General features: G+C 34.9%; 24 protein-coding genes, 3 pseudogenes and 1 riboswitch. Of the genes and pseudogenes, 13 read left to right on the forward strand and 14 right to left on the reverse strand.

Annotation, left to right across the window (positions count from 1 at the left end):
* Positions 1 to 33: 33 nt before the first annotated feature.
* Positions 34 to 1,092 carry an SDR family oxidoreductase gene (locus tag LS684_RS20135; RefSeq protein WP_233808814.1) on the reverse strand — a complete coding sequence of 353 codons (1,059 nt, stop codon included), beginning with the start codon at positions 1,090 to 1,092 and terminating at the stop codon, positions 34 to 36.
* Between the two features lie 330 nt (positions 1,093 to 1,422).
* A complete protein-coding gene (locus tag LS684_RS20140; protein WP_233808816.1) occupies positions 1,423 to 2,484 on the reverse strand; it encodes an endonuclease/exonuclease/phosphatase family protein in 1,062 nt (353 codons plus the stop codon).
* Between the two features lie 485 nt (positions 2,485 to 2,969).
* Between LS684_RS20140 and LS684_RS20145 the strand changes: the two genes are divergently transcribed.
* Positions 2,970 to 4,265 (forward strand): chloride channel protein, encoded by a 1,296-nt coding sequence (locus LS684_RS20145; RefSeq protein WP_233808818.1) that lies wholly within the window; start codon positions 2,970 to 2,972, stop codon positions 4,263 to 4,265.
* Positions 4,266 to 4,676: 411 nt separating this feature from the next.
* Here LS684_RS20145 and LS684_RS20150 read toward each other — a convergent pair whose 3' ends face one another.
* The 5 genes and pseudogenes from LS684_RS20150 to LS684_RS20170 form a co-directional block, all read right to left on the reverse strand.
* Positions 4,677 to 4,997, reverse strand: a complete 321-nt coding sequence (locus LS684_RS20150; RefSeq protein WP_233808820.1) for a hypothetical protein — start codon at positions 4,995 to 4,997, stop codon at positions 4,677 to 4,679.
* Positions 4,960 to 7,395, reverse strand: a complete 2,436-nt coding sequence (locus LS684_RS20155; RefSeq protein ID WP_233808822.1) for a hypothetical protein — start codon at positions 7,393 to 7,395, stop codon at positions 4,960 to 4,962. The genes LS684_RS20150 and LS684_RS20155 overlap by 38 nt, the downstream gene beginning before the upstream one ends.
* Before the next feature lie 90 nt (positions 7,396 to 7,485).
* Positions 7,486 to 7,575: riboswitch (cyclic di-GMP riboswitch) on the reverse strand.
* A gap of 985 nt (positions 7,576 to 8,560) precedes the next feature.
* Positions 8,561 to 9,220, reverse strand: a pseudogene (gene istB, locus LS684_RS20160) (IS21-like element helper ATPase IstB).
* 178 nt (positions 9,221 to 9,398) lie between these two features.
* Entirely contained in the window at positions 9,399 to 10,394 is a 996-nt protein-coding gene (gene istA, locus LS684_RS20165) for an IS21 family transposase (RefSeq protein ID WP_349293083.1), read from the reverse strand.
* A gap of 194 nt (positions 10,395 to 10,588) precedes the next feature.
* Positions 10,589 to 11,769 (reverse strand): annotated as a pseudogene (locus tag LS684_RS20170) (transposase); the annotation flags it as partial.
* Between the two features lie 63 nt (positions 11,770 to 11,832).
* On the opposite strand from LS684_RS20170, the gene LS684_RS20175 reads away from it, so the two are divergent.
* From LS684_RS20175 to LS684_RS20185, 3 genes are all read left to right on the forward strand, one after another.
* Entirely contained in the window at positions 11,833 to 12,084 is a 252-nt protein-coding gene (locus tag LS684_RS20175) for an AbrB/MazE/SpoVT family DNA-binding domain-containing protein (protein ID WP_233808826.1), read from the forward strand.
* Positions 12,084 to 12,482, forward strand: coding sequence for a type II toxin-antitoxin system death-on-curing family toxin (locus tag LS684_RS20180; RefSeq protein ID WP_233808827.1), 399 nt, complete (start codon positions 12,084 to 12,086; stop codon positions 12,480 to 12,482). Before LS684_RS20175 ends, LS684_RS20180 begins: the two co-directional genes overlap by 1 nt.
* A gap of 192 nt (positions 12,483 to 12,674) precedes the next feature.
* Positions 12,675 to 13,634: a leucine-rich repeat domain-containing protein gene (locus LS684_RS20185; RefSeq protein WP_233808828.1), complete on the forward strand. Its 960-nt coding sequence runs from the start codon at positions 12,675 to 12,677 to the stop codon at positions 13,632 to 13,634.
* A 176-nt stretch (positions 13,635 to 13,810) separates the two neighbouring features.
* Here the strand turns inward: LS684_RS20185 and LS684_RS20190 are convergent, their stop codons facing one another.
* A complete protein-coding gene (locus LS684_RS20190; RefSeq protein ID WP_233808830.1) occupies positions 13,811 to 14,200 on the reverse strand; it encodes a hypothetical protein in 390 nt (129 codons plus the stop codon).
* Between the two features lie 266 nt (positions 14,201 to 14,466).
* On the opposite strand from LS684_RS20190, the gene LS684_RS20195 reads away from it, so the two are divergent.
* Positions 14,467 to 14,970 (forward strand): SH3 domain-containing protein, encoded by a 504-nt coding sequence (locus LS684_RS20195; RefSeq protein ID WP_233808831.1) that lies wholly within the window; start codon positions 14,467 to 14,469, stop codon positions 14,968 to 14,970.
* A 42-nt stretch (positions 14,971 to 15,012) separates the two neighbouring features.
* Here LS684_RS20195 and LS684_RS20200 read toward each other — a convergent pair whose 3' ends face one another.
* Together LS684_RS20200 and LS684_RS20205 are read right to left on the reverse strand one after the other, a co-directional pair.
* Positions 15,013 to 15,540: an N-acetylmuramoyl-L-alanine amidase gene (locus LS684_RS20200; RefSeq protein WP_233808832.1), complete on the reverse strand. Its 528-nt coding sequence runs from the start codon at positions 15,538 to 15,540 to the stop codon at positions 15,013 to 15,015.
* A gap of 191 nt (positions 15,541 to 15,731) precedes the next feature.
* Positions 15,732 to 15,971, reverse strand: a complete 240-nt coding sequence (locus tag LS684_RS20205) for a transposase (RefSeq protein ID WP_233808833.1) — start codon at positions 15,969 to 15,971, stop codon at positions 15,732 to 15,734.
* A gap of 112 nt (positions 15,972 to 16,083) precedes the next feature.
* Between LS684_RS20205 and LS684_RS20210 the strand changes: the two genes are divergently transcribed.
* The 6 genes from LS684_RS20210 to LS684_RS20235 all read left to right on the forward strand — a co-directional run bounded on the left by LS684_RS20210 (position 16,084) and on the right by LS684_RS20235 (position 18,958).
* Positions 16,084 to 16,662 carry an HAD family hydrolase gene (locus LS684_RS20210; protein ID WP_233808834.1) on the forward strand — a complete coding sequence of 193 codons (579 nt, stop codon included), beginning with the start codon at positions 16,084 to 16,086 and terminating at the stop codon, positions 16,660 to 16,662.
* 73 nt (positions 16,663 to 16,735) lie between these two features.
* On the forward strand, positions 16,736 to 17,209 hold the full coding sequence (locus tag LS684_RS20215) for a nucleotidyltransferase domain-containing protein (RefSeq protein WP_233808835.1): 474 nt from the start codon (positions 16,736 to 16,738) through the stop codon (positions 17,207 to 17,209).
* 41 nt (positions 17,210 to 17,250) lie between these two features.
* The gene (locus tag LS684_RS20220) at positions 17,251 to 17,532 is read left to right on the forward strand and encodes an aminoglycoside adenylyltransferase domain-containing protein (protein ID WP_233811721.1); all 282 of its coding nucleotides are present in this window, start codon (positions 17,251 to 17,253) and stop codon (positions 17,530 to 17,532) included.
* A 97-nt stretch (positions 17,533 to 17,629) separates the two neighbouring features.
* A complete protein-coding gene (locus LS684_RS20225; protein WP_233808836.1) occupies positions 17,630 to 18,070 on the forward strand; it encodes an NUDIX hydrolase in 441 nt (146 codons plus the stop codon).
* A gap of 83 nt (positions 18,071 to 18,153) precedes the next feature.
* A complete protein-coding gene (locus LS684_RS20230; protein ID WP_233808837.1) occupies positions 18,154 to 18,708 on the forward strand; it encodes a YdcF family protein in 555 nt (184 codons plus the stop codon).
* Positions 18,709 to 18,766: 58 nt separating this feature from the next.
* On the forward strand, positions 18,767 to 18,958 hold the full coding sequence (locus tag LS684_RS20235; RefSeq protein ID WP_233808839.1) for a hypothetical protein: 192 nt from the start codon (positions 18,767 to 18,769) through the stop codon (positions 18,956 to 18,958).
* A 39-nt stretch (positions 18,959 to 18,997) separates the two neighbouring features.
* Here the strand turns inward: LS684_RS20235 and LS684_RS20240 are convergent.
* A pseudogene (locus tag LS684_RS20240) lies at positions 18,998 to 20,316 on the reverse strand (IS4 family transposase).
* A 275-nt stretch (positions 20,317 to 20,591) separates the two neighbouring features.
* On the opposite strand from LS684_RS20240, the gene tnpA reads away from it, so the two are divergent.
* Entirely contained in the window at positions 20,592 to 20,702 is a 111-nt protein-coding gene (gene tnpA / locus LS684_RS24335; protein WP_432418786.1) for an IS66 family insertion sequence element accessory protein TnpA, read from the forward strand.
* Positions 20,703 to 21,131: 429 nt separating this feature from the next.
* Here the strand turns inward: tnpA and LS684_RS20245 are convergent, their stop codons facing one another.
* A complete protein-coding gene (locus tag LS684_RS20245) occupies positions 21,132 to 22,094 on the reverse strand; it encodes a ParB/RepB/Spo0J family partition protein (protein ID WP_233808841.1) in 963 nt (320 codons plus the stop codon).
* A gap of 237 nt (positions 22,095 to 22,331) precedes the next feature.
* On the opposite strand from LS684_RS20245, the gene LS684_RS20250 reads away from it, so the two are divergent.
* On the forward strand, positions 22,332 to 23,033 hold the full coding sequence (locus LS684_RS20250; protein WP_233808842.1) for a helix-turn-helix domain-containing protein: 702 nt from the start codon (positions 22,332 to 22,334) through the stop codon (positions 23,031 to 23,033).
* On the opposite strand, the gene istB (LS684_RS20255) is transcribed toward LS684_RS20250, so the two are convergent.
* Together istB (LS684_RS20255) and LS684_RS20260 are read right to left on the reverse strand one after the other, a co-directional pair.
* Positions 23,025 to 23,789, reverse strand: a complete 765-nt coding sequence (gene istB, locus LS684_RS20255) for an IS21-like element helper ATPase IstB (protein ID WP_284701572.1) — start codon at positions 23,787 to 23,789, stop codon at positions 23,025 to 23,027. The genes LS684_RS20250 and istB (LS684_RS20255) overlap by 9 nt on opposite strands.
* Positions 23,786 to 24,685, reverse strand: a complete 900-nt coding sequence (locus tag LS684_RS20260; RefSeq protein ID WP_233808843.1) for a hypothetical protein — start codon at positions 24,683 to 24,685, stop codon at positions 23,786 to 23,788. The genes istB (LS684_RS20255) and LS684_RS20260 overlap by 4 nt, the downstream gene beginning before the upstream one ends.
* Positions 24,686 to 24,698: the final 13 nt, after the last annotated feature.

A 24,698-nucleotide genomic window follows, 5' to 3' on the forward strand; every position in this document is an offset into this window, starting at 1 on the left:
CCTTTTGTGAAAGGATGGTTTTATCTACTTTCTCTAAGAAAATCTATATCCCTGGATAATAGTATTTAACATGTGGTTGTCCATATTTAAATATTCAACATTTGTATCTGCGATAAGCTCCCTTGTATTGGAATCCTCAAATATAATCTTTCGATCAAGATACGGGTCGAAAACTTTAATCATCGTATTTAAAGTAGTTTCTTCTTTACTCAACAATGCTATAGATTTTTTTCCTACGATCGCCAAATTATCAAACTTTAAGGCCTCTTTAATTCGTTCTAAAATAGCGAAATTTGTAGGTGGATTCGTATTGACAATGGCATAGATTCTATTCTTTTGAGCTTTTTCAACAGCAACAGTTAGAATATCACACACATAGTCGACTGGAACGAGATTAGACGTCCCTTCTTTATTCCCAATTAAATGATAGACCGTTTTTTCATATTCTGATTTTCGTTCCATCCTCTTTTTGAACACTTCCAAACCTCTTATAAAACCATACAGGGTAAAATTTGAGTCCGCTTGTCCCGTTTTCGAATCACCAACAATGATAGACGGTCTAAAAATAGAAATCTCTAGTTTTTCTTGATATGAGAACACTAAATGCTCTGACTTTATTTTGCTATCTTCATAAGGGTTATTATTAGGAGTATCAATAGGATATAATTCCTCTACGCCATGATTCATTTTTCCAACCGTATAAGCCGTACTTACATAATAAAATTTCTTCGAATGAAATGTAACGGCTAAATCTAATGCATGCTTTGTTCCTTTATAATTAATTTCATGTAATTCTTTTTCTAATTCAAAATCAAATTTAACTAAAGCCGCTAAGTGATAAAATAAATCGACATGATCTTTTAATTCATTTATTATATCTTCAGAAAGACCACAATCCGCTTTTGTAATATCTCCCTTGATAAAATGAATTTGTTTTTGTTTGGATTCTTCTATTGATGATTTTATTTTATTTGCTTTCTCTAAATCTCTTACCAGCACATATAGGTGATGGTGCTGATTCACAAGATTTTTTATTAATCGTCCACCTAAAAATCCAGTTGAACCTGTTAGAAATATGTTTATGGTTGCCACCTCCAAAAAATACGTTCTTTTCCTATGATTACTTACCTAAGCGACCTAAAACCTTATATTTATAATTAAGGGATTATCCAATTAAATACCAAGTTCCATCAATTATGTTTAAAGGGTCAGCTCAATGAGCCGACCCTTTGTATTTTACAATATTCTATCATCAAATGTTATCCTATTTTTACTTTCCCAGCATTTCTAGTACTGGAGAAATCGAATATATTGAACACTTTGATCTAAACAGAACTTACGAGGTTTATCACCTCCTAGTACAAAGTTAATGCAATTCCCCCACTCTTCCTTCCCGCGTTTTCCGCTTCATGTGGCTTCCTATCATTCTTTTAGTTTTAAGGTCGTAGTAACCGGATTATGGTCACTATGCTCAAACCCTAGATCGTGCCCCTTTACTTCGACAATTTCAATATTGGGTGACACTAAAAATCCATCAATAATGGTTACAAAATTTTCTCCGGCCACATATGGTTTTACATCATCCCGTACCGTCCAAACAGTTGAATCAACCGCCCATTGAAATCCTCCATCGGTAAAGTCCTCTGGCAATTGAACAAGCCACTCCGGCCACTCTTTCATAAATGCCGGGTCATTCAACTGAACATCAGACAAAAGCTGATTCCAATCGCCTCCTAAAATAACATAATCGCCATTTTTATAGTGCTCATTCATGTACTTTTTCAAGAATACGACTTGTTGGGCTCTGATTTTTCCGCCTTTATCGTAAGCGGATAAATGAACATTTACCATTCTTACGTATTTGCCATTCGATACGGGGATCTTCGTTTCAACAATGGCTCGATCTAACTCAAATAATTGACGTGGCCATGATTCCCTTCCAGGAAGCTGATATCTTGTAGCCTCCTCAATCTGATACTTCGAAAAAGAACTCAACCCACTATTGGCATAACCCATTGGCTTTAAAATGGGCACCGGTACCCATGGAGTATTATAATTATACGCAAAGGTCGACCCATATCCTGATAAACCTTCCTCAAACATAGCCACCTGATTCGTATCATAGGACCTTCTAGACTTAACATCAATTTCTTGTATTAGAATAAAATCAGAATCTGCTTTTTGTAAGAAGCTAAGCATATTTTCAAGATTGTTCAACGTTTGCTCTTCACTACTTGAACGCGAGCCTTTTCCCCCGTCCATAAAAAAGTCCTGATCCTGATCCAATCCCCCATATCCTATATTAAAAATAGTCGTACTAAACGGCTCTCCTACCTCCAATACCTTTTGGTTGTTATCTTCTACTTCCAACTTAATCACATCTTTCGGAACTTCCTCCGTGATGGTTACAAACCCTAAAAACAAGACAAAAGAAAGACCTACAATTCCTACTAAATAAACAAGCCATTTCACTATTCTTTTCAAATAAAAACACCCTTTTATTATTTTCCTACTACTGTTGTTGATGCTATTTTTTAAGATTAACAACTTGTTAAGGTAATATGTTCCTATTATATGATTTAATTGTCATAAATACAGTTGTTTTTTAAATATTCTTACTTTTAGAATGGACTAAAAACCCTGAGCCTACATGTTCAGGCGTAGCTTTACAATTTGAGATGGTGTTAAATTATGTCATCTCTATCTTCCAAATCACGATGGATGATAATTGGATTCAACACAATCCCACCAATCATTAAATCATTGAAAACAAAAGAATAAACCAAATTCAGCCGTCCCGTAAATCTTGATATTGATTGTCCTAAAGTAAATAGAAGGATTCGAGGTGCTTTACAATTGGTCAACCCTTTTTGCTCACTTACCTAATCCAATTTCCCCTAAATAATCTAATTACATTAGGTAAGAATAAACCTATCGTTTAAAACAGGTTGGGAAAGAGTGATGGGTGGATGCTTGGAACGTATAAACATTTTTTTGCAAATTTTGCTCAATGGAGCTTCTTTGGAAGCATCGTTGGTTTAGTTGTCGGCTCGACAACTACTTTCCTTTTAAAAACGAATGATTACCTTGGAAATGTTCGATTACAAAGCGATTGGCTTATCTTGCTCCTCCCCTTTGGAGGAATCATCATCGGTTACTTATATATGAACTATGGGAAGGTTTATTTGAATCATACGTACCATGACACGTCTGAATTAAATAACTTGGTAATCGACGCCGTTCATGGGACAAAGAAAGTGCCAGTGCGAATGGGGCCCATCGTGTATATTGGAACCTTCATCACCGTTTTGTTAGGGGGATCAACAGGGAGAGAAGGGGCAGCTGTACAAATGGGAGGAAGTGTAGCGACTGCAGTCATTAACTTCTTTAAAGTAAACAAATTGGATTCGAAAATTCTCATGATGAGTGGCATAAGTGCAGGCTTCGGTGCTGCCTTTGGGGCACCCATTACGGGTGTTGTTTTCGGAATGGAGATGGCCTCAATAGGAAAATTGAGATTGGAAGCAATGGTTCCATGCCTTACGGCGAGCTTTGTTGGACACTATGTAACAACAGCATGCTGGGGACATCAACACGAAGAATTCACTATCCAAAGCATACCGGAACTATCACTTATTCTGTTTTTTAAAGTACTTGTCTTATCCGTAATCTTCAGCCTAATTAGTGTTTTATATTGTCAGTTGAGACACGGGATACAAAATTTCTCTGAGACATTTTTTAAGAAGAATCATATGAAAAGAGCCTTCTTTGGAGGAATCGTATTGGTAGCTTTAACGTTCATGATTGGTTCACAGGACTACAACGGACGGGGAATAGAAATGCTGGAACAATCTTTCATAGAAGAAATCCCTCCATTCTCATTCCTGGCCAAACTAATTTTTACTGCGATTTCTCTAGGTAGCGGCTTTGTTGGCGGGGAAGCCATTCCTTTATTCTTCATTGGCGCCACATTAGGCAACGCGTTACATACTTTTGTCGATTTACCGCTGTCTTTTCTCGCTGCATTAGGGTTAATTTCCGTTTTTAGCGCAGGGACCAATACCCCTCTGTCTGCTTTCCTCCTGGCAATGGAGATGTTTAACGGAAAAGGACTGGAATACTTTTTCGTTGCTTGTCTTATCAGCTTTCTATTTTCAGGACATCACGGACTATGGCCGGCTCAAAAGATCTATGAACCGAAGAGCAGATTGTATAAACTTCCGCGAGGAGAAACCATCGAAAATGTTGAGAAAAAGACTACATAGATTCCAGGCGGGACATGGCGGGACATGGCGGGACATGGCGGGACATGGGGTCAGGTACCATGTCCCGGTTTCATACGAATGTAGAATACAAAAAGGATGCATCCTTTCTTTTTGAAACAATGCATCCTTTTCGTTTAATCGATTGGTCATATTAAAGTCACGTTGTTATAAATTGAACAAACCAACAATGTACTATTGAAGTTTGTTTAATATTTACTTTACTTTTATTTGTGGTATGGTTCACCGTGGTTATTTAAGAGGCAAAAAGGCATTGGTAAACTGATCCCCTACCGATGCCTTTTCTATGTGTTTCTGTATCTAAATAGCCTAATAGATTAAATCCCACATATCAAAAAATTAGACACAGTAATAAGATGCTTCTAAGTTTTTGTATTGTATTCTCCACTCATTTTAAGAATCAAATCCCAAATTATTAGTTACAACTCCATCCGGGTTTGTTCGATCATAACCTCCACCTTCTTCAAAGGTTTGGTCATGATGAGTATTCCCATCTCCATCTCTCCAATAACCATCCACATGTGTACCATCACTTCTTGTATGATCTTGAACGTAATGAGGATCAACAAAATGTGTACCTGGGGCAGTTGCTTCTCCTGTTTCATTTCTATCAAATGGATTATTTTTTCCCTCGATTTCTTGTCTTTCTTCTATTTTTCCCATATTCTCAAACGGATCATTTGATTGTTGTTGCCTCAATCGATTTTGGAACATTTCCTATTACCTCCCTTTGAAATTGCTCAATAAACATTTCACTTCTATTTACTGAACTATGTGTTAATCCAATTAAATCATTTTTCTTAATTAATACCGAGTAATCAATAGGTAATTGTTTGAATGTATAGTATTGCGATATTTTTGTAAATAAATTTCCCTTTACTTCGGGCGTATCAAGAAGTTCCTGATACTGTTGACTTACAAGATTGAATGTACGGAAGACATAATCGTTTGTTTCAGATATAAAATATGGGAGTAAAGTGTGAATAAGGTGTTCAACCGCATCTAGGGATTTACCAACATAGAAATCAACCCTGTACTCTTCATTTTGCTTGCGTAATTCCTCCTGCTTTATAGCATCACTTTCTCTAAAGAATGAATTTATTCCCGATAGTACTCCGCCAAGAATAAGCATTGGGGCGATGGGATTAAAACCGATTGTAGCAACACCTAGTGCTGCCATTCCTCCTGAAAACCCAAGATCTCTATTAGTCTTTTCTTTTACAAGATTGTTATAATCTTCTCTTTTAATTAGCATAAAAGAAACAGCTGAAAGCGAACCCTCAATTTCATTTAGAGCTCGATTAACTTGACCTGTTATGCCCAATAATCCTCGCTGTAAACTCTTATATGCACTGGTGGAAGTTTGAAAAGTATCATTAGCTATTTCTTGGATTTCCCTTTCCAATGAGGCAGGAAGGTATATGGAAACAGTATCAAAATGGTTTTTTAGTGCCTTAATTGAATAATATAAAAAATTAATAATCTTTCTATTTAATACCTCTTTATTACTTTCAGCTTGTTGAATGTCTTTTAACCCCTCATACATTGCAAAAATCTGACCGTAATACTGATACAAAATGTAATCATTTACTTGTCTGCTGTAACTCAAATACAATTGTTCAGTAGAAACCAAATCCAATGATTTTCTTTTTGAAAAATAATAGGTCTTATAAATTAGGTCTTTTATAATTGCGTTTGGTACGTTTATAACAAGGCTTTTGGATTCATCTCTTAAACTAATGTTTATTTCAGAAAAGAAAGTTTCATCTTCACCATATTTACTAATTGAAATGTCAGTAATCTTTTCATTGTAATATTTAAACTGCATAGAAGATGGACTCTGTGATAATACGATTTTTTCTTCATCCTGTTTGATAAAGAACGGGTCATCATTGTCGTTATACCCAAATGAAAATGTAGCGGTAATTTTTTCTTCTGGCTGAGTAAATAAATGTAAATTCTTATACTCGTGCAATCTTAATAATGCTATTTGATTTTTGCGTATTATAAAAATTTTTTTATCGTCATTAAGAATTTCACATTCGGTGAGATCTAGTTTCGTAAGCAGCTTTTGTGTATTTGTTGTGCTTAAACGAATATGCCTTCCTTCAGTTATTGCATTAACTTCTTGTTGCTTCCATGTTTCTCCATGAAATACTCCATGTAACTTCCCAAGTCTATTAATAAAGATTCTTGTACTTTTAATAAAGTACTTCATAAGATATTCTTTAAGATTTACATCAATCACTGTTATTACATAAACAAAATCACCACATTCAAACGCGAGTTTTTCATCAAGTTTACTGTAATAAGCATTGGTAGAAGAACGTAAGAGTGTTCCTAAACATGTTGTTTTTTTTTCATCTATAAAATAAATAGTAGATGCGTCGAAACATATCGTTACTTCTTTATCCCTTATTACTTCATCTGAAAAAGTGGCAGATAGAGTTGTAGGATAAATTTCGGTTATTGCCCCAATTTGCTGAAAAATGCTTGGGTTACTGTTTACCTTATCAATAATCTCTTTTTTTAGATTTTCATCAAATATATATAGTTTTAGAGTGGTTTTATTTGAGCCATGTAAAGAAAAGACCCCTTTTATTTCTAGGTATTTCATTTTTCGGACAACACTCTTTATTCGATAAAAAGGTAGTGTTTCCTTATCTTTAGCGAACATTAGTTTATTCGATTTTATTTGCAGTTCATCTAATTTTGCATAGCTGGTACTATTACCTATTTCTTCACTGTATGTATAAATACAAGGAATTTTTCCATTCCACTTACAAACGAATTTATCTTCTGGAACCTTCTCATAAATTTCAACAAACTCTGAAGTAGATACCGTGGCAGCAAAAGAAACTATGCTACTTTTCTTATTGGACAAAATGATATTATAATCACTAAACGTAACATCAATTCTATCCACATAAATTTTTGTTTGTTCCTCACCAAATATCCCACCTGTATCGTGAGCAAATACTCTTCCATGATTTGTAATACAAAAGCTCTTTGTGCCAACTATTGACTTATTTTGAAAATCAAAAACATCCCCTGATTCATAAATAGCACATTCACCCGGATAAAAATATTTACTAATGGCAGCAACAACCATATTAGTTCCTCATTTCCGATTTCTCCTGAATTAACAATAGAATTTACTTTTAAAAAAACGCCCCAAAAGGGACGTTAGAAGATCTAAGTTAGATGCAACTGGCTGGCATCTCAGGAAATACCAGGATTAGCCCCTTTAGTTTTGCGTCCCACTCTTTCAAGCAGTTTGCCAATATATAGTATTAATTACCTATTTATATACTACTATGTTTTTCGAATATTGAATATAGCTTTTAAGTATATTTTCAACTCTTACTTTAGGAACTATATCTAATCAGCCAAGTATCTGAGACAGATTAACGTTTGAACCCGAATTGTTTTCATTGGTGAATATATATATTAGGTTTGTCTAACATAGACGCTATAAAACATCTTTTAATTTTAGTGGAATATTATACCTCTTATTCTAGGGAAGTCACCTCCAGAAACTGCGATAAATATTGACTTTCTTTTACAGAAAGACCATTCTCTAAAACCTTTTTCCATATATCTATCAAGAGCATATGGCCCTATTTCCCGAAGTTCTTTCACCATATTCATTGGCAAAAGTAAACGAGCTTGTTTCAAATTACAAGCTCGTTTTACTCTAATTTATCAGGATCTTACCTTTTTCATTATTTGATCGTAGTCCAATATATCGGAATTATGATTTTTATCAAAATTTGAATTAAGTTCACTTATTCTAATATCTTTTTCAAATAAAAATCTCTTATGATAAAGAAGATTTGCTCCTTTTATAATTTTATTTTATTCATTGTATGTGTGTCCGATAAAGCTCCAACTAACGCTCCAATAACAGGGACTGCTTTTTTTCCAGTTTCCTTACTCTCTATAATACATAAAAAAAGTATAGGCTAAGTTAAATGGTACACCCCATAAACCAAAAAATCCTGTTATTCCTCCACCTACAAAGGCCGTAGGTAAATCAAACATTCTCCTTCTATTTATTACATTCATTTCTATGTAGTTGTTTTTGTCAATATTAATTTGAGCCAGAGTAATCACTTCAAAAGTGAGACACGGTATTTATTTCACCTCCCATAAATGGAAGGTATTGGGTGTTTAGATGTCTTGCGCAAGACATCTAAACACCTCGCAGTTTTCGTTCCGTCACTAACTTTCTTCTTTTTGTTTCATACTTTGTCTAAAACGATAAGATTCACCGTTTAATAAATGAATATGTGAACGGTGGGTGAGGCGATCAACCATTCAGTGAATTCTAGATTTGTTGTAATAATGACGCTTGCGCGTTCATATCTGCTCGAAAAGAATTGAAAAAGTAACTCAGATCCTACTTTTGAAAATGGAACATAGCCTAACTCATCTACAATGATCACATCAAATTTGAGCCATTTCTTTTCTAAAGACCCTAATTTATGTTCTTCATTAGCCATTAAGAGTTCTTCCACTAATTCAGATGCTGTAATAAATTTAACTTTATATCCGTTCTTTATCATTTCAATTCCGAGTCCATTGGCTAAATGAGTTTTACCCGTACCACTGTTACCCAGAAAAAAAATATTTTCTTTCTTTTCAACAAATTCACCTTTTGAAAGAGTTAAAAACCGGTTGCGGTTAAGGGTTGGCATTAAACTGAAATCATATGAATCTTAAGTTTTCTGTACAGGGAAATTTGCCTGTTTTAATCGCCTTTGTTGTTGGTTTTCATCTCTAATTTCCATTTCTGCCTCTAATAAGGCAAGTAAATATTCTTTATAGCTAAGATTTCGTTCTTCAGCCTCTCTTGCGAGAGAACGATATAGTTTATGAATCGTCGGTATTCTTAATTGTTTTGTTAAATGGTCTAGTAATAATTCTGTTGTCATCTCAATGTCCTCCCGTTAATTGCCCATATTGTGCTATATTAGATTGTTTAATCTTATAGTTTAGTAAATTAATAGGTGTCACTTCCTTGGGAAGATTATTGATTGTACTTGAAACATTGGTTAACTTTTGAATAATTTCATGCACTACTTCATAACGATAAATGTTTGTTTTTTCAGCCTATTGTAAAGCTTTTGTAAGTTTCTCCATTCCAATTTCTGGGTGGAGAAGGAGAAGTCTTATAAACTTACGATCCCCACTTGCACCTTCTTGTTCTCTCATTTTTCGATGGAAACGCCTGAATACATCTGGAATATCAGATGATTGAAACGCATGAGCATCTCGAATGGCACGTGGCTTTTTAAGTAATACTTCAAGATAGTGATCCAACACAGTAATCATTTGATTTCGTACATAAGATCTGTTATATTCAGCGATCACTTGATTTTGAGCCACAATGATCACTCGATCTACAAAATTTTTTACCCATACAGCTTGGCCGACATAACTACAGGGAACTGAATATTGATTAGTATCAATCGTAATGAGAGATGTTTTGCTTACTTGGCAAGACACTAACTTACAAGCTTCAAATCGGTTCTCTGGCAACGGATGCAATTGGAGTTTTTCTTTTTCCCACATATCAAAAACTGATTCCTTTGAAAAGGGAACTTTCCTTTGTTTGGCCTCTTGTAAACACCATTCCGAAAGGTATTGGTTTAACTTTTCTAAAGACTGTACCTCTGGTTTTGGGACAAGGGCGTTTCTTCGAATATAACTCACTGTTCCTTCAACTCGCCCTTTTTCATTACCAGAGCGTACATTACAGAATTCAGCTTTAAATAAATAATGCGCCTGAAGGGCTATGAACGATTCTTGTTCGAGTCGATCTCGTCCTTGGAGATTTTTTAGTACAACTGTTTTTAAATTATCAAATAGTCCTTCAGTCGGAACACCTCCAAAAAATTCAAACGCATGAACGAAACCATCCAAGAAAGCTTCTTGTTTCTCGTGTAGATAAGCACGAACAAATCGTAAGCGGCTTGCCGATAGCTGTATACAGAAGAGATAAACTCTTTGTATTCGACCCTGAAGGATAATGTCCGCCTCTCCCCAGTCGAATTGGAATTGGTGGCCAAGTTGAAAATCAAGGGGGGACATGGGGTCAGGTAACATGTCTCGGTTTTATATGAATGTAGAATACAAAAGGATGCATCCTTTCTTTTTGAAACAATGCATCCTTTTCGTTTAATCGATTGGTCATATTAAAGTCATGTTGTTATAGAGTGCGGGACATGGGGTCAGGTAGAGCCTACTGAAAAAATGGGTTTTAAAGCCATCTTTTGAGCTCACATGATACGAAAATCATCTTATTTAAAATGAAATGTACAGAAAATGGAGGAAATATGAATGTATGTACCTTTTTTAGAGGATAGTATGGCTGCTATCCTCTTTAAATTGACTGCTAATGCAGTCAATTTGGCTTGTAAGGTCATGCTTTTTAGACCGTACCCTCTGGCACGATCTAGCCCATGGAAATTCTTCATCTCACCATTTTTCCATTCCTGGCAAGCTCTTTTCCTGTATTCCTCTTTAAATTCTGCCTTTTTTTGTTCTTGGCTGTATTCATAAAATTCTGGGGTGTTGACTCCAACTTCCAAAACTCTCCCTACCGTTTTACCAGTTATACAATTATCCCGCATTGGACAGTTCCTGCATGGTTCTTTTTCGAAATAGTATCGGTAAGACTCTCTGTGTTTTCTTTTTTTATAATACATCTTTACCGTGTGATTTCCTTGAACACAAAACCACTCATCAGAATCTTTATTGTAATGAAACAACTCTCATCAATTTTGTAAGCCATTTCACTTACAGGTATGTAGGCCTTGGCTTCTACCTCTTTAATTTTGTCGAGTATCGGCTTTCGGAAATACGCTTTATCTCCTAAGACTTTCCTTATATTTACGCCACATTTTTTTGTTAACTCAAATAACTCATTAAATTGCCTTCCATCCACATAAGCGCCATTATCTACGTGAACGGCAGTAATAATTCGATCTTCCGTTGTAATCATAAATTCTGTTTTGTACCCGAAGAAATGAGAGGTCTTACTTTTGTGCCCGACTCTTGCATCTTGGTCAATAATGGACCGAACTCCTTTTTGCTCCATAAATTTAGGATCTAAGAGGATGGTTTTTGCATTCTCTAGTAACTTTTTTACTTTTGGAGCTTTTTCTAAGCTAACTGTTTCTTCCACTTTTTGAATAGTTTCTTCAAGATAGGACTTCATAGTTGCTTTAGCTTCTTTATAATTCTCTATTTCTTTATAGTTTGGAATCTTTTGGTTTATCTCCTCTGGAACTTCGCCGCATTCACTCTCCACCGTCTTAAAAATCTTATTAGCCAAACGCTTCATGACTCTTTCGACTGTACACTTAAATGTGTTTGCTTCTGTATGAGTGGTATCAATACTTATGCCAGATCCTTCAATAATGCCTTTTTCCACACATTGTTTGACGACTTCCGCAATCGGTTGTGAATATCGGAGATTTGTAAAGAATACACCCCCTATATAATAATTGTTATAACAATTTTACTAAAGAGGTGATGAGTGGTGGAATCTACTGAAAGAAAAATCACGAAAATCGGGAATAGTTATGGTGTTACGCTTCCAGCTTGGCTGTTAGAACGTGTCGGTTTATCACAAGGAGATGATGTACAATTAGATGTAAAAGATGGTCAAATTATTTTGAAAAAGAAAGAAAAGATCAACCTTCCAGATGGTATCGATGCGGAATTTATGAATATATTAAATGATGTGATTAAAGAGCATGATAAAGCATTTAAGGGCTTGGTTGATCGCTAATGGATGATGTCATTTATCTTACTAAAAATCAAGTGATTGCCATAAACACAGTACAAATTCGGCTTTATTCACCCGGTGAGCAAATTGGGGTAAAAGATGCTTACTTACTCGATTCAGCAATTAACCGACCGAAAAAATCAGCATTTGGAGATGATGCCTACCCAACTATTTTTGCCAAATCATCTGCCTTATTTGAGTCCCTTGCTAAAAGCCATGCTTTTCACAATGCAAACAAACGAACTGCCTTAGCCTCTCTTATTATCTTTTTAAAAATCAACCATTATAGATGGACAATGGGAATTGAAGCGGAACAAGATTTTGCAGTGAATGTCGTGAACCATAAATATTCTTTTGATGAAATCGTGGCAATAATTGAAGGGCATACGGAACAAGGATGAATAGGAGCATTGTTTACCACTATAATGAGGTGCTTGACCTCGGCTCATTACCACTTTATTCTACTGAGGGACAGGCACCATTTGTGAGTATGTCCAGATACAAAAAAATGAGCCTGATAGAATGCTCTATAATATGCACATAAGATATACACGAAAAAATAAAGATAGACTATAAGGAGGATCATGATTTTTATGAATAAAGTAAGTACTATTTTACTTGCAAGTTTGATAGTTAGTGGCTGCCAAGCTGAACCTTCAAACAAAGAAGAAAAAGAGCTGGTACAAAAAGTTGGTAATATAACAGGTAATTCAGAAAAAGTGTCAAGTTCAATTAAAAAATCTGTCGCAGATGCTCTTGGCAAAAGCTCAATTAAGGATATTAAAGATGCAGATTTTCAAAAAGTAAAAGAATTATATGTGGATTTTGATGATCCTACACTTGAACTCGCATTACAAATGATGCCAAACTTAGAATCGTTAAGTATTGAAGCACCATTGAAGGATTTTTCATTCGTTCATTCATTGAAAGAATTGAAATACCTTACTATTACTGGAAATGAACTAAATGATTTGGACCTATCATCTTTGGAGAATTTAGAAAACGTTGTTCTTATAAACACTCGTATTGATACGGATTCACTTATCTCTCTGAAAAATGTCAAAAACTTATCTATTAATAATGGTGGTTTGGAAGATATTTCGGTTCTTAAAGAGTACAAGTCATTGACTAATTTAGACATTTCAGACAATAAAATAGTTTCTGTATCTGTACTTAAGGGTATTAAATCTTTAACTTACTTAAATCTCTCGAATAACCAGATAGAAGATATTGAACAATTTGAAGGATTTGAGCAGCTAACGCATTTAGAGTTGAATGGCAATCCGATTAAATCCGTTGATTTTGTTGAGTTTCTACCAAATTTAGAAATTCTCGGAGTATCCAATACCGATGTATCTGACTTATCGGGTATAGAGAAAAACATAAAACTTAAACGAATAGATATCCGTCAAACTCAAGTATCTTCTATTCAACCGTTAACTCAATTACCGAATTTATCTTATCTGTATTTGAATAAGGATAAAGTGAAAGATTGGAATTTGCTTGAAAAGAAAGAGGGCCTTCATATTTCAGAGAGCATCATGGCAGACTAATAGAAAAGCCTATTCCTACGAATTGTGGTTTAATAGATAAATATTTTTGTGATGTCTACCCCATAGTGATTTAGAGTCTCATTTATTATAGTGCGTGTTGATGAACCTGGATCTTTAATTTTGAACATGCTAGTTGTTAGACCAACACCCCCACCAGTTTCAGTATCCTCTGCAATTTACCCTTTAAAGCCATATACAACGAAAGAATGTGGCTGTGTGTGAACTAAAACCGCTTTTCTTTGTTTTACGACTGCGTTAAATAGGTCTTGTCTTATTGTATTAAAGACTCCATCCTTTCGAACTGATGAAATTCCATAAGTAGCATCTGCGCTGGCCCAAGCAAACGGACAATCTTGACCTTTTGGTTTTAACGTTCCTAAAACAGAATCTGGTTTTAAGGCTTTACCTTTGTAGTTAAGGATGTTAGTGAAAGCGGTGATTACACACCCTTCTTGCTGCATAGTTCCTCCACATGAAGTTTTGGAAGTATTCCAAGGTGTTGAATACTGTTTGTAATCTGTTACTCCGTTGATTTGCATGTCATGATTTCTTACTTCTAAAACCATTTGTTATTCCTCCTTTAATTTTGGGTACAAATTATAAAGAAACCGAACTATTACGAAAATCTAAATTAGAATTTCGTATGAAAGTTCGGTTTTTTCTCTAGCTGAAACACTTATGTCCCAGCCTTTTTATTTGTAAAGGTTTTTATCCTTCGAAATAGGTATTTAGTTTTCATAAGTTTAGAATTAATAGTGAAAAAGTTCTATTCTAAAAATGGTAAAAAATGATAATATAGGAAGGGATTTATCATTAGGTAGGAGGAACGTAGTTGAAAAAAGTGGGATTGTTATTTATATCTTTGTTACTCATTTCTGGTTGTAGTAACGAACAGAATGTTGCTACTAACGATGATAAATCTATAACAACTAATCAAGAAGAGATGAAGCGAATGGAAAGTGAATTAGAATCTCTCAAGAAAGAGAATGAATTTTTGAAATCACAATTGGTAGACTACAGTGCTAATTTACAACGGTTAGATCATAAATCGAGAAAAATCATAAAATTGATTAGCCAAAAAAAGTTTGGTGAATTAAAAAGCGAATTCAGTGTTGAATTTGATGTAGAGGATAATAAAGTGCTGTTCAAAGGATTTGAGGACTCCCCTGTTTCAGTTGAGTTAAGTCATTTACCAATGTATTTTGGGTATTATAATCCGCAGGCTGAGCAATCAGAAGTTGGTTATTTTTTATATGATGCTGAACGAAAATACTCTATTGTTTTTGTTTTTGGTAAAGAGAAAGAATTTAAACATATCTATTTAGGTGAAGCATAAAAAAAACACCGGATATCGATTTGATATTCGGTGTTTTTCGTATTACATAGGAGGTAAACTATTCATAAAGTTTTTAATAGCTTCAGCGATAGCGTTACCAGCAGCTTGTTGAGTAGCAGAAGTTCCTAGTTTACTAGCATCTGAAGTGTTACTTAGGAAACCAACTTCAACTAGGATAGACCAAGCTTTGTTATCTAATTTAATAACACGGACATCAGAACGGTTAACAACTGGATATTTACGTTGATTCATACCTGTTCTCGATGCAACTAAAGAGTTTACTTGACTAGCTAAAGTTTTAACAAATGGGCTAGAATCAGGGTGAACTAATGTTTCAATGCCGTTAACTGTAGTGTCAGCAGCAGCGTTATTGTGAATACTAACAAAAATGTTAGCTTTAAAGTCATTAGAACGTGATACATGAAGATTTAAGTCTGTTGTTTTATCAGAATGTAGTGCGTTATCTCCTGTACGGCTCATTGCAGTAGTTGCACCGTAAGATTTAAGCTTAGTATTTGCGTATTCAGCGATTTTTAATACAACGTCCTTAGCGACCTTTACTTTCCGCATGGATGATTTTTAAGCGTGCTAAAATTGCTTCGTTTTCAATAGCATACGAAGATTTCACTTTATGGAATGACTGGTAATACGTACTTCTTGGCACTTTAAGCACTTCGCACATGAGTTGAATAGGGAAGTTTTCTTTCTCCTGTTCGATGTGGTCAATGATATCTTGGTCAGTTACTTTCTCGCGAATATGGTCATAGCCTTTTTTGTATTTCTACCTCCTGTTGAAGGCGTAGATTTTCCTTTTGAATTTCTGCAACTTCAACTGGTGTTAAACCACCACTGTTTTCAATAGGTGAAAGTGCTTTGACCCAATTATAAATCGTTACTTCAGATACACCATATTCGCGATTGAGGTTACTCACAGATGTGCCTGATCTGTAGAGTTCTACAATGGTTTGTTTAAATTCTTGGTTATACCGTTTTTGTTTCATTCCGGACACGTCTTCTCTATTCTTAGGATAGAGACTTAACTAACTTATGTCCATACATCCATACTAGCACCAAATTACCATTATATATATCTCTTGGGGGTACAACAAATAAATGAAGACAGAACCGAGTATAGTATTGGATATAGCAGGGGTACTTGGTACTAACTTTTCACCAAGATTTTGGATAGACTTATCCGAAAGGTATGATATTTCTTATGATGAACTTATTCATTTCAAAAGGGAAATTCGTGAAGAATTATGGATTGGAAATATTAGTGAAAGTGCGTTTTGGTGTAAGGTAAAAGAAGAATTTCCAATGATTGAAATCCAGTTTGCAAAGTCAAATTTATTAACATTAATAAAACCTTTACCTGCCATTTGGAAGATTCCTTTCTGGAGTACATATGCGGACATTCATTTATTAAGTAATCACCGAATTGAATGGGTTCAACATATATTAGCTCCTGTAAAAGGTTTTATAAATAGTATTACGATATCTGCAGAAGCGGGATGTTGCAAGCCACAAGCCGATATATATTTAACGGTTCAATCTAACATAAATGATAAGACAAGGGGTTTATTTGTTGATGACCAAGAGAAGAATCTTAAAGAGGCTCAATACCTTGGGTGGAACACGTTGCTTGCTGATGAAAAAGGAGATTGGATAAGCAAGGTCATTAAACTATTATAGTGCTTTCCTAACTAGAATGAGCTTAAGTAAGGTATTTTGGATTGTAATACAAAATAAGCTGGAGGATTTAGTCATGGTTTATAGTTGGGAGACATGTTCATGTAATACTCAAAATTTTGTTCTATATTTATTGGAAGGAATTAAAGAAATAGTAGAAATAAACTTTGTGGGTTTCTATATTCATGGTTCGTTAGCAATGGGGGGATTTAATCCGAATTGTAGTGATATTGATGTTTTGGTTGTTACAAAAAATCCATTAAGAATTGAAACTAAGAGAATGTTAGCAAAGTTTCTTTTAACACATTCAAGTGAACCCTTTCCTGTGGAGATTAGTTTTTTGAATAAAGAACAATTAAAAAATTGGGAGCATCCGTGTCCATTTGATTTTCATTATAGTGAGTTTTGGAGAGAGCGGTATGTAAGTGATTTGTTCCAAGGGAAAAATCAATATATAAATGATGAGCAGATGAAAGATGTTGATTTAGCTGCACATATTACCATCATAACTCAAAAGGGAATTTGTCTAGAAGGACCCCCTAAAAAGTAGTTTTTCCCTCAGTTCCTCGTTCACATTATATATCATCTATTATAGGCGATTATCAAGATTGTTTAGAAAATATTGAAAGGGACCCAATTTATTGTGTATTAAATTTAATTAGAGTGTTTTGGTATCTAAGAGGAGGTATTATTTCCTCTAAACAAGAAGCTGGAAACTGGGGGTTAACCACTCTTCCAAATGAATTTAAATTAACCATTCAAAAAGTAGTAAATAGATATTTATACGAGAAACAAAACTATGATTTTGATAAAAATGAATTGTTAATTTTAAGAGATTATCTAAAAATTAATGTGCAAGAGATTTTGGACTAATTGGATAGCTTAATTAATGTATTATCGGTCTATTTAATTTAGATTTTCATTTTATAAATATAGATTGAGTCATATCTAATAGGGGGAATTCCAAGTTATGAAAAGGGTAGATGTAGCATATGTACTTCTCTTTGATGAACAGGGTGAGAATGTATTGATGGTTAAAAATATGGGAGAAAAAACTTCATACTACACGCTTCCTGGTGGAGCTGTTGAACAAGGAGAAACGCTTGAAGAAGCTGCAATTCGTGAAGTAAAAGAGGAAACGGGTTTTGATATAGAGGTAGAAGGTATTTTTTCTATAGGTGAAGCATTTTTTGAAGATAGAGGGCATCACGCTATTTTCTTTACTTTTAGAGGAAAAATAATTGGTGGAGAAATTAACATTTCAATGCCAGAAGAAATTGAAGAAATCATTTGGATGGATGCTCAAAAAGCGGAAGATTACATACATATAACAAACGATACAAAAGGATTGATAAATAGTATATCTTCAGTACCATATTTACTCAGAGAAAGGGTTATTAATAAGTCTTAACTAAATTTTTCTTCAATAAGGAATCAGAGTCCTCTTTCACACAAATTCAACCTAGTAATACCTGTATAAAGGAGGTATACACAATGACTTATCCATTCGATTGCATTACCAACTTTATTTTTGTTGAAACCGAAATTGTACCAGCAGATGTAATTTTAGTTCCAGGTGCGAATCACCCTCAACTAATGGATAAAGCTGCTTCCTTATATAAACAGGGATTAGCACCATACATACTACCATCTGGGGGATATAAACCACATGTTGGAACAACTGAATGGGAGTATTTAAGAAATATTGGCATTGCAAATGGGGTGCCTGATGAAGCAATTTTAAGGGAAGATAGAGCACAACATACCTTAGAAAATGCACGTTTGTCGTTGGAAGTTCTATATAAAAAAGGCATATCCCCTAAAAAAGTTATAATTGTCTGTAAAGCTGGACATTCTCGTCGAGCATTATTATGTTACCAAGCAGAATTTCCAAAAGAAACTGAGTTCTTTGTTTCTCCAGTTGTCGACAGATATGGAATAACCAAGGAAAATTGGTTTTTATCTGAAGTTGGTATTAGCCGCATAATGACTGAAGTTGAGAAAATCGGTAGATACTTTGGTAGTCATATTGCGAATTGGGTTAGGTAATGTTTTTAACTAAACGGGGATGTTAAATCAAATAAAAATGATTAGAAAGAGTGAGAATATGAGTCATATTAAAGCAGAAGTAGGGAATACGTATCACTTAGGTTTAGATAAACAGAAAGTACATAAAAGAACCGTAGTAAGGATTGAATACCCTTTGGTTTATTATATTTCGCCAACCAATCCTAATCCTATTGGGATGTTTATTAGTCGATTTGAGTCCCAAATAAAAGGAGAAGTAAATGAAAAGTAGTTGAAAATCAAAACAAAAATTACTTTTTATTTTAATAACTCAAACTTCGCAGACTGAAATCGACAAATAAGCCTTGATGTAATTAGGAAGGCCGTCAATCCACTGTTGAAGTTGACTTTTGATTAACTCTTGAATTTTTTATTGGTTTGTTTTAGGGTATCTTCAAGAAGCTCGATTAACTGCTGTAAAGCTACAGCCCAATCAAGTTCATTTACTTCATCACAAAGCTCATAGAAGATCCCACCTAGAGTACGTTGATCGATGTTACAACGATTCTGCCAAGACAAGACGATATATCTAGAAAACACAATAGTTGTGTGGCTGATTAGTAGATCATATGACATTCCTTGGAATTCTTTTTGAAGGCGTAACAGGGATTTAGTCGTCTTAAAGAAAACCTCAATATCCCAACGCATGCCGTAAACACGTACGATTTCTTGTTCAGAAAGCGTACAATCGGTGCTGAGAATCGCCAGCCATTCACTTTTCTTATTACGGTTTTGAACAAATACCACTTTAACTTCAATCCCGTTTGCCATCTTGGTATGGATAGATCGTAAAATGCCTTTCTTGTTTTGAATAGGTTTCGCCATAAAATAGAGCTCTTTTAGAGATAGCCTTTGATTGTTTACTATATAACGCTGATTCGTAGCTTTAACCATCCCGATTACATCCAGGCCTGTTTCTACAATGTATTTGATTAGGGGTTGTTGTGTAAACCATGTATCCATTAACACATAATCAGCTGGAACATCTGCATCTAGTGCTCGCTCTATCATAATAGGAATGATGGATGGAGCTGTTTCTAACGCTTCTATCCGACGTTTATAGCCAGAGCTGCGTTTATCTATATTCTCTGAAATCCCATTGATTTGCGCCTTCTTAGAACTTAACAATGTGAAGTCTAGAGGCATAAACGTAAAGCCGTCTGACCAACCCAAAGTAAGCATTCGAAAGCCTTTATAAAAGCGTTTATTCAATGAAGAATGATCCATACAACGTGCTAAAAGCTCTACTTTCTTACTACGGTTTCGGTCAAACATGGAATCATCACTAATCAACACTTTTGGACGTTTGGAATCTGTTAGCTTGGTTACCTTTTGAATGGTACTCGCGCTAAATAAGGTTAAGAATCGACCCCAAGCAAACTTGGAATGATTCATAAACCGATAAACAGCGTCTTTAGCTGGATAACACTCTCCTTTCTTTGATTTTAGGAGAGTAAACCAACTATTGTGATGAAAAATAAGACAAAATACGAGTTGGAACAAATATGAAGCGGTAAAACCTAATCGCTTCTTAATCCCAGCTTGACGCAGATGTTTGAATATCTCTAATTCATGAAATACAAATTTCAATTCATTTGGTAGTTGATTGTTTTGGTTATTATCTCTATCATATAGGAGGCACCTCTTCTATTTGTTAGTGTTTTCTCGACAATTACACTATACCAAATGTTGGGGTGCTTTTTGTATATTTTAAGAACGATGTCAAGGAATATAGTGAAAACAATCAAGTTTCATATAAGCCAAGGATTGTACTTAATTAGTAAGCGTAAAACTATGCCCACATGGTTCGACGCCTTTTTATATGTGATAATCTCCTAGAGATCAAATATGATGGAGGTTTTGCTATGAAGAGATCTGATCTTAGAATTGAATGGGAACAACGAATTGCTAGCTTTACAGCCAGCGGAATAAGCGCTTCAAAATGGTGTGCCGCCAACGAAGTAAGTATTCATTAATTTTGGTACTAGAAGAAAAAGATTCAAACAACCGAAGCCACGCCTAACAACTCTTCACAATGGGTTGCCTTAGAAATGGATGACACAATGGAAGACTCTCAATCTAAAATAGTAGTACATGTTGGTCATGTAGCTTTAGAGGTCAAACATGGTTTTGATCCAAAGCTACTCGTAGATGTGGTAAGGACGCCGTGAGGCTGGATAGATAAAAATACGCAAAAATATAGTTTAGGAAAATCCGAGTTTCTACTATATAGAGACCAGTTATTCTTATGCCTTTCCTATCTTTATAGCTCAATCTCCTCTTATTTAAATAACTCCCCTGTAAAACAAAAAAAGCCCACCTCTTTGAGTTTGGTGGACAAATTCAGACGAATATATTATATGATATAAAGCTATATTTTCAACATATGCAGTTTTGAAATTTAATTAATGCTCTAAGCTCTCACCGCCCTCGTCTTCTTTACTTTCATTAAACTGTTCATCTTTTGGAAAGTCGGACCATTTTATTGGTGGATTTATAGTTTGAAGTAAATTGTGAAGTGAATTAGTCAATTTATCTTTTTGCTTAGTGGATAAATAATTTACATAATAACCATTATTAAAGATCTTCTCAATCCTTGCTAACAAATTTAAAGTTATATTATGCATGAATGTATGACTACTTTTAGTGTACCCAGCTCGTAAACTACTTTCACTGACAACTTCTTTTACAGTTTCGTACCTTTTGGTATGTTGTTCAATAATTTGGTCAATACATTCTTTTAGATTTTCTTCAGGTACATCCTTAAATGCTTTTTCACTCGTTGCTTTTTTTATGACATCAACAGTAGATTTATTGATCTTCCTATCGATATATTGATCAGCTACATAGTTTTTCGTTTCTTCATTTATTTTTAATTTATGAATATCAGTGAATGCGTGTCTACCTGCACCAGTTTGTTCGCCTCTCCTTAGCCAATCCGGATTAACATCAGAACCTTTAATATATTTGGTGATGGTCCCTTCTGTAACGTTACAAAGGCTTGCAATCAATTTGGCATCGTTCTTTTCATTTTCTAATAATCGGTTAACCATTCTTTCCAACTGGTATGAAGTCCTCTTCTTTGTGTGTAATTCTATTCCTAACCTTTTAACAATTCGTTCCTCTTCCGAAGATACCACTTCAACGATACATTCAGCATCTTCTATTTCTAAAAACTCAAGGGCATAAAAACGTCGGTAACCATCCACTAACACATATTGGTTTTCACTTTCTTCCTCAACAATTAACGGTACTTTCAAACCACCTCTTCTAATACTCAATTCTAAACTCAAGTCCTTTTCCCTATTCCGATAACTTGTTTCTAACCTTATTTGGGAAAGTTTAATCTTCTTTGGCTGCTTGTTCATGTTGAACCACCCATTCCATTTTTATTAATGGGTATTCAATGAACAAGTTGTACTATTACAAGAATCTAAAATAATACTAATCTATTAATCTTGATTTATAGTGAGGAGCAATTAGGAACTAATTTTCCCATTTTTCCATAAAAATAAAAAATGGCCCACCTCCATAATTGATATGCTCCCCTATAGGTTGACAGATTAAAAAATAAAAATCTGACTGCTTGTGGGGGAGTATTTTTTATGTCCAAAAGAGCTTATTCTGTAGAAGAGAAATACGAAATATTAACCGCATTAGATAAGCAATATTCACCAGGTGAACTTGAGTCTAAATATAATGTTCATCGTTCAACGATCCTAGACTGGAAACACAAGTTTGATAAGTATGGATTCGAAGGTCTCAAAGAGTCTTCTACTTGGAAAAAGTATTCAAAGGAATTGAAATTGGCTGCCATTAGAGATTATCTGTCTGGGAAGTATTCGATACGTGAGATTGTGGAGTTGTATGAAATATCGAGTACTTCTGTCCTCAGGCGTTGGATAAAGAAGTATAATAGTCATAGAGATATAAAGGATACGGCACAAGGAAGGACGAGCTCTATGACTAAGGGAAGAAAAACGACTTGGGAAGAACGAGTACACATTGTGATGGATTGCTTGGGGAACGGAAAAGATTATCAAAAAGCAGCTGACACTTATCAAGTTTCTTATCAACAGGTCTATCAGTGGGTTAAGAAATTTGAAGATGGTGGAGATGAAGCGTTAAAAGATAAACGTGGGAAAAAGAAAGAAGACGCTAGTTTGACTCCAGTAGAGAAAATCAGCCTTCACATGAAGAAGTTAGAAAGAGAAAATGAACGGTTGCGTGCAGAGAACTTATTTTTAAAAAAGTTAGAGGAGTGTGACCGTCAAGTAGATTGTTACAATTATTGCTCATTATTTTGATACACTTTGTTGCCCAAATATGGTAGTTCTATGTTTCATTCGGTAGCTATCTTCATCTAAGTGAATAATCTCTACACGATGTAGGATTCTATCTAGAATGGCTGTTGTAATGGCTTGATCACCTAACAATTCTCCCCATTCTTTCGGAGCCTTATTTGAAGTTAGAATAATTGATGATTGATTATATAAGTCATTGATTAGATGGAAGAACAAATTGGCTTCTTGTTGGTCCATAGCCATAAACATTAAATCATCAATGATCACTAAGTCGGCCTCTTTAATTCTCTTCATCCTCGCCTTAGATTTCCGTGTAATATCTTCTGTTCTTAGATTATGAATAAGGTCACCCATCGTAGTAAAAATCACTTTATATCCCTGATTGATGGCTTCCATACCTAGGCCAACGGCCAGGTGCGTTTTACCGGCACCTGGCCGTCCTAGTAAAATTAAATTATAGAGTTGTTCGACCCAAGTTAAATCTTTTAGACTATTTAACTGTTTGCTACTTAGTGATCTTTGTTCCTTTAAGTTGAATTCTTCCAATGTCTTGTTGAACGGAAAGGTAGCCCATTTCAATCGGTTGTTAATCTGTTTTTCCTCTCTTCGACATTGCTCATAGGTTGTTACATCTAATAAAAATTGTGTGTAGGATAGATCGTTTTGTTCAGCCTCTCTTATAATCTCTGGGAGGTGCTTTGCTGTTTCAACGAACCGTAAGGCTTTCATCATTTCCTGTAACTGCTGAATTTGTTTCATGATGATTCACCCTCCAATATCACTGTATAGGAGTCTATGTTTCTCTTGTGTGTCTCTGTTTCTAGTACCCACCCTGAGAGTGAGTTTAGTGGTTTGATCTCCTCATTGGTTATATCTGTATCAGGTACTCGGCGCTGGCGTTTGATATAGGCAACGATATCGCTAAAGTCTGTTGCACTAAATAATTTCCTTTTAACACATTCCTTTAAAGCTGCAGTTAGGATTTCACTCGTATTTGCTTTTGTTTCACGCAAGATAATGTGTAGCTGATCTTTGATGTATCTAGGATATTTCTCTTTTACCTTATCTAAGTATTGATATGCCATTTCTCGCTCTTCAAATTTTTGCGCGACTGTATCAATAAATGCATCAATTCCTTTTGTTCGATCCCTACTATGTTTTCTATCTTTCACTAAAATTCCTTTTCCCTCGGGAATGAGGTGCTTCGCCATGATTTCTCCTGTATCGGCAATATATATAATTAATTCTTTACTCTCTGTTTCTTTGATACAGACCTTTTCATATTTGTTGAATGTCCCGAGAGGGAGGGAGTAGCGATTAGACTGGTAACGAATGGTGTTGTCCTTATGGACACTTCTTGCTATACTATTTTCATAGTTATTTGAAATACCTATTTCTTTGGAGATTGGTCTTAAGTGTTGCTTTTCGAGGAGGAACACTTCAACCGGTCTCTTTTTTGTTGTATTATGAATCTTGTAATTCCCCGTTCTATTTAACCATTCCCATCCTTGTTCATTCCAAGAATCGATGTTATGGAAGACTCGATGCTTGGCAAAATTGTGTTTAACAAAACCTACTACATTCTCAATTTTACCTTTGCTCTCTGGATCGGCTTTACGGTGTATTTGGCAAGTAAAAAATGTATAAAACGGCAATTAAAAATGTACC

It is taken from the genome of Cytobacillus spongiae, from assembly GCF_021390075.1.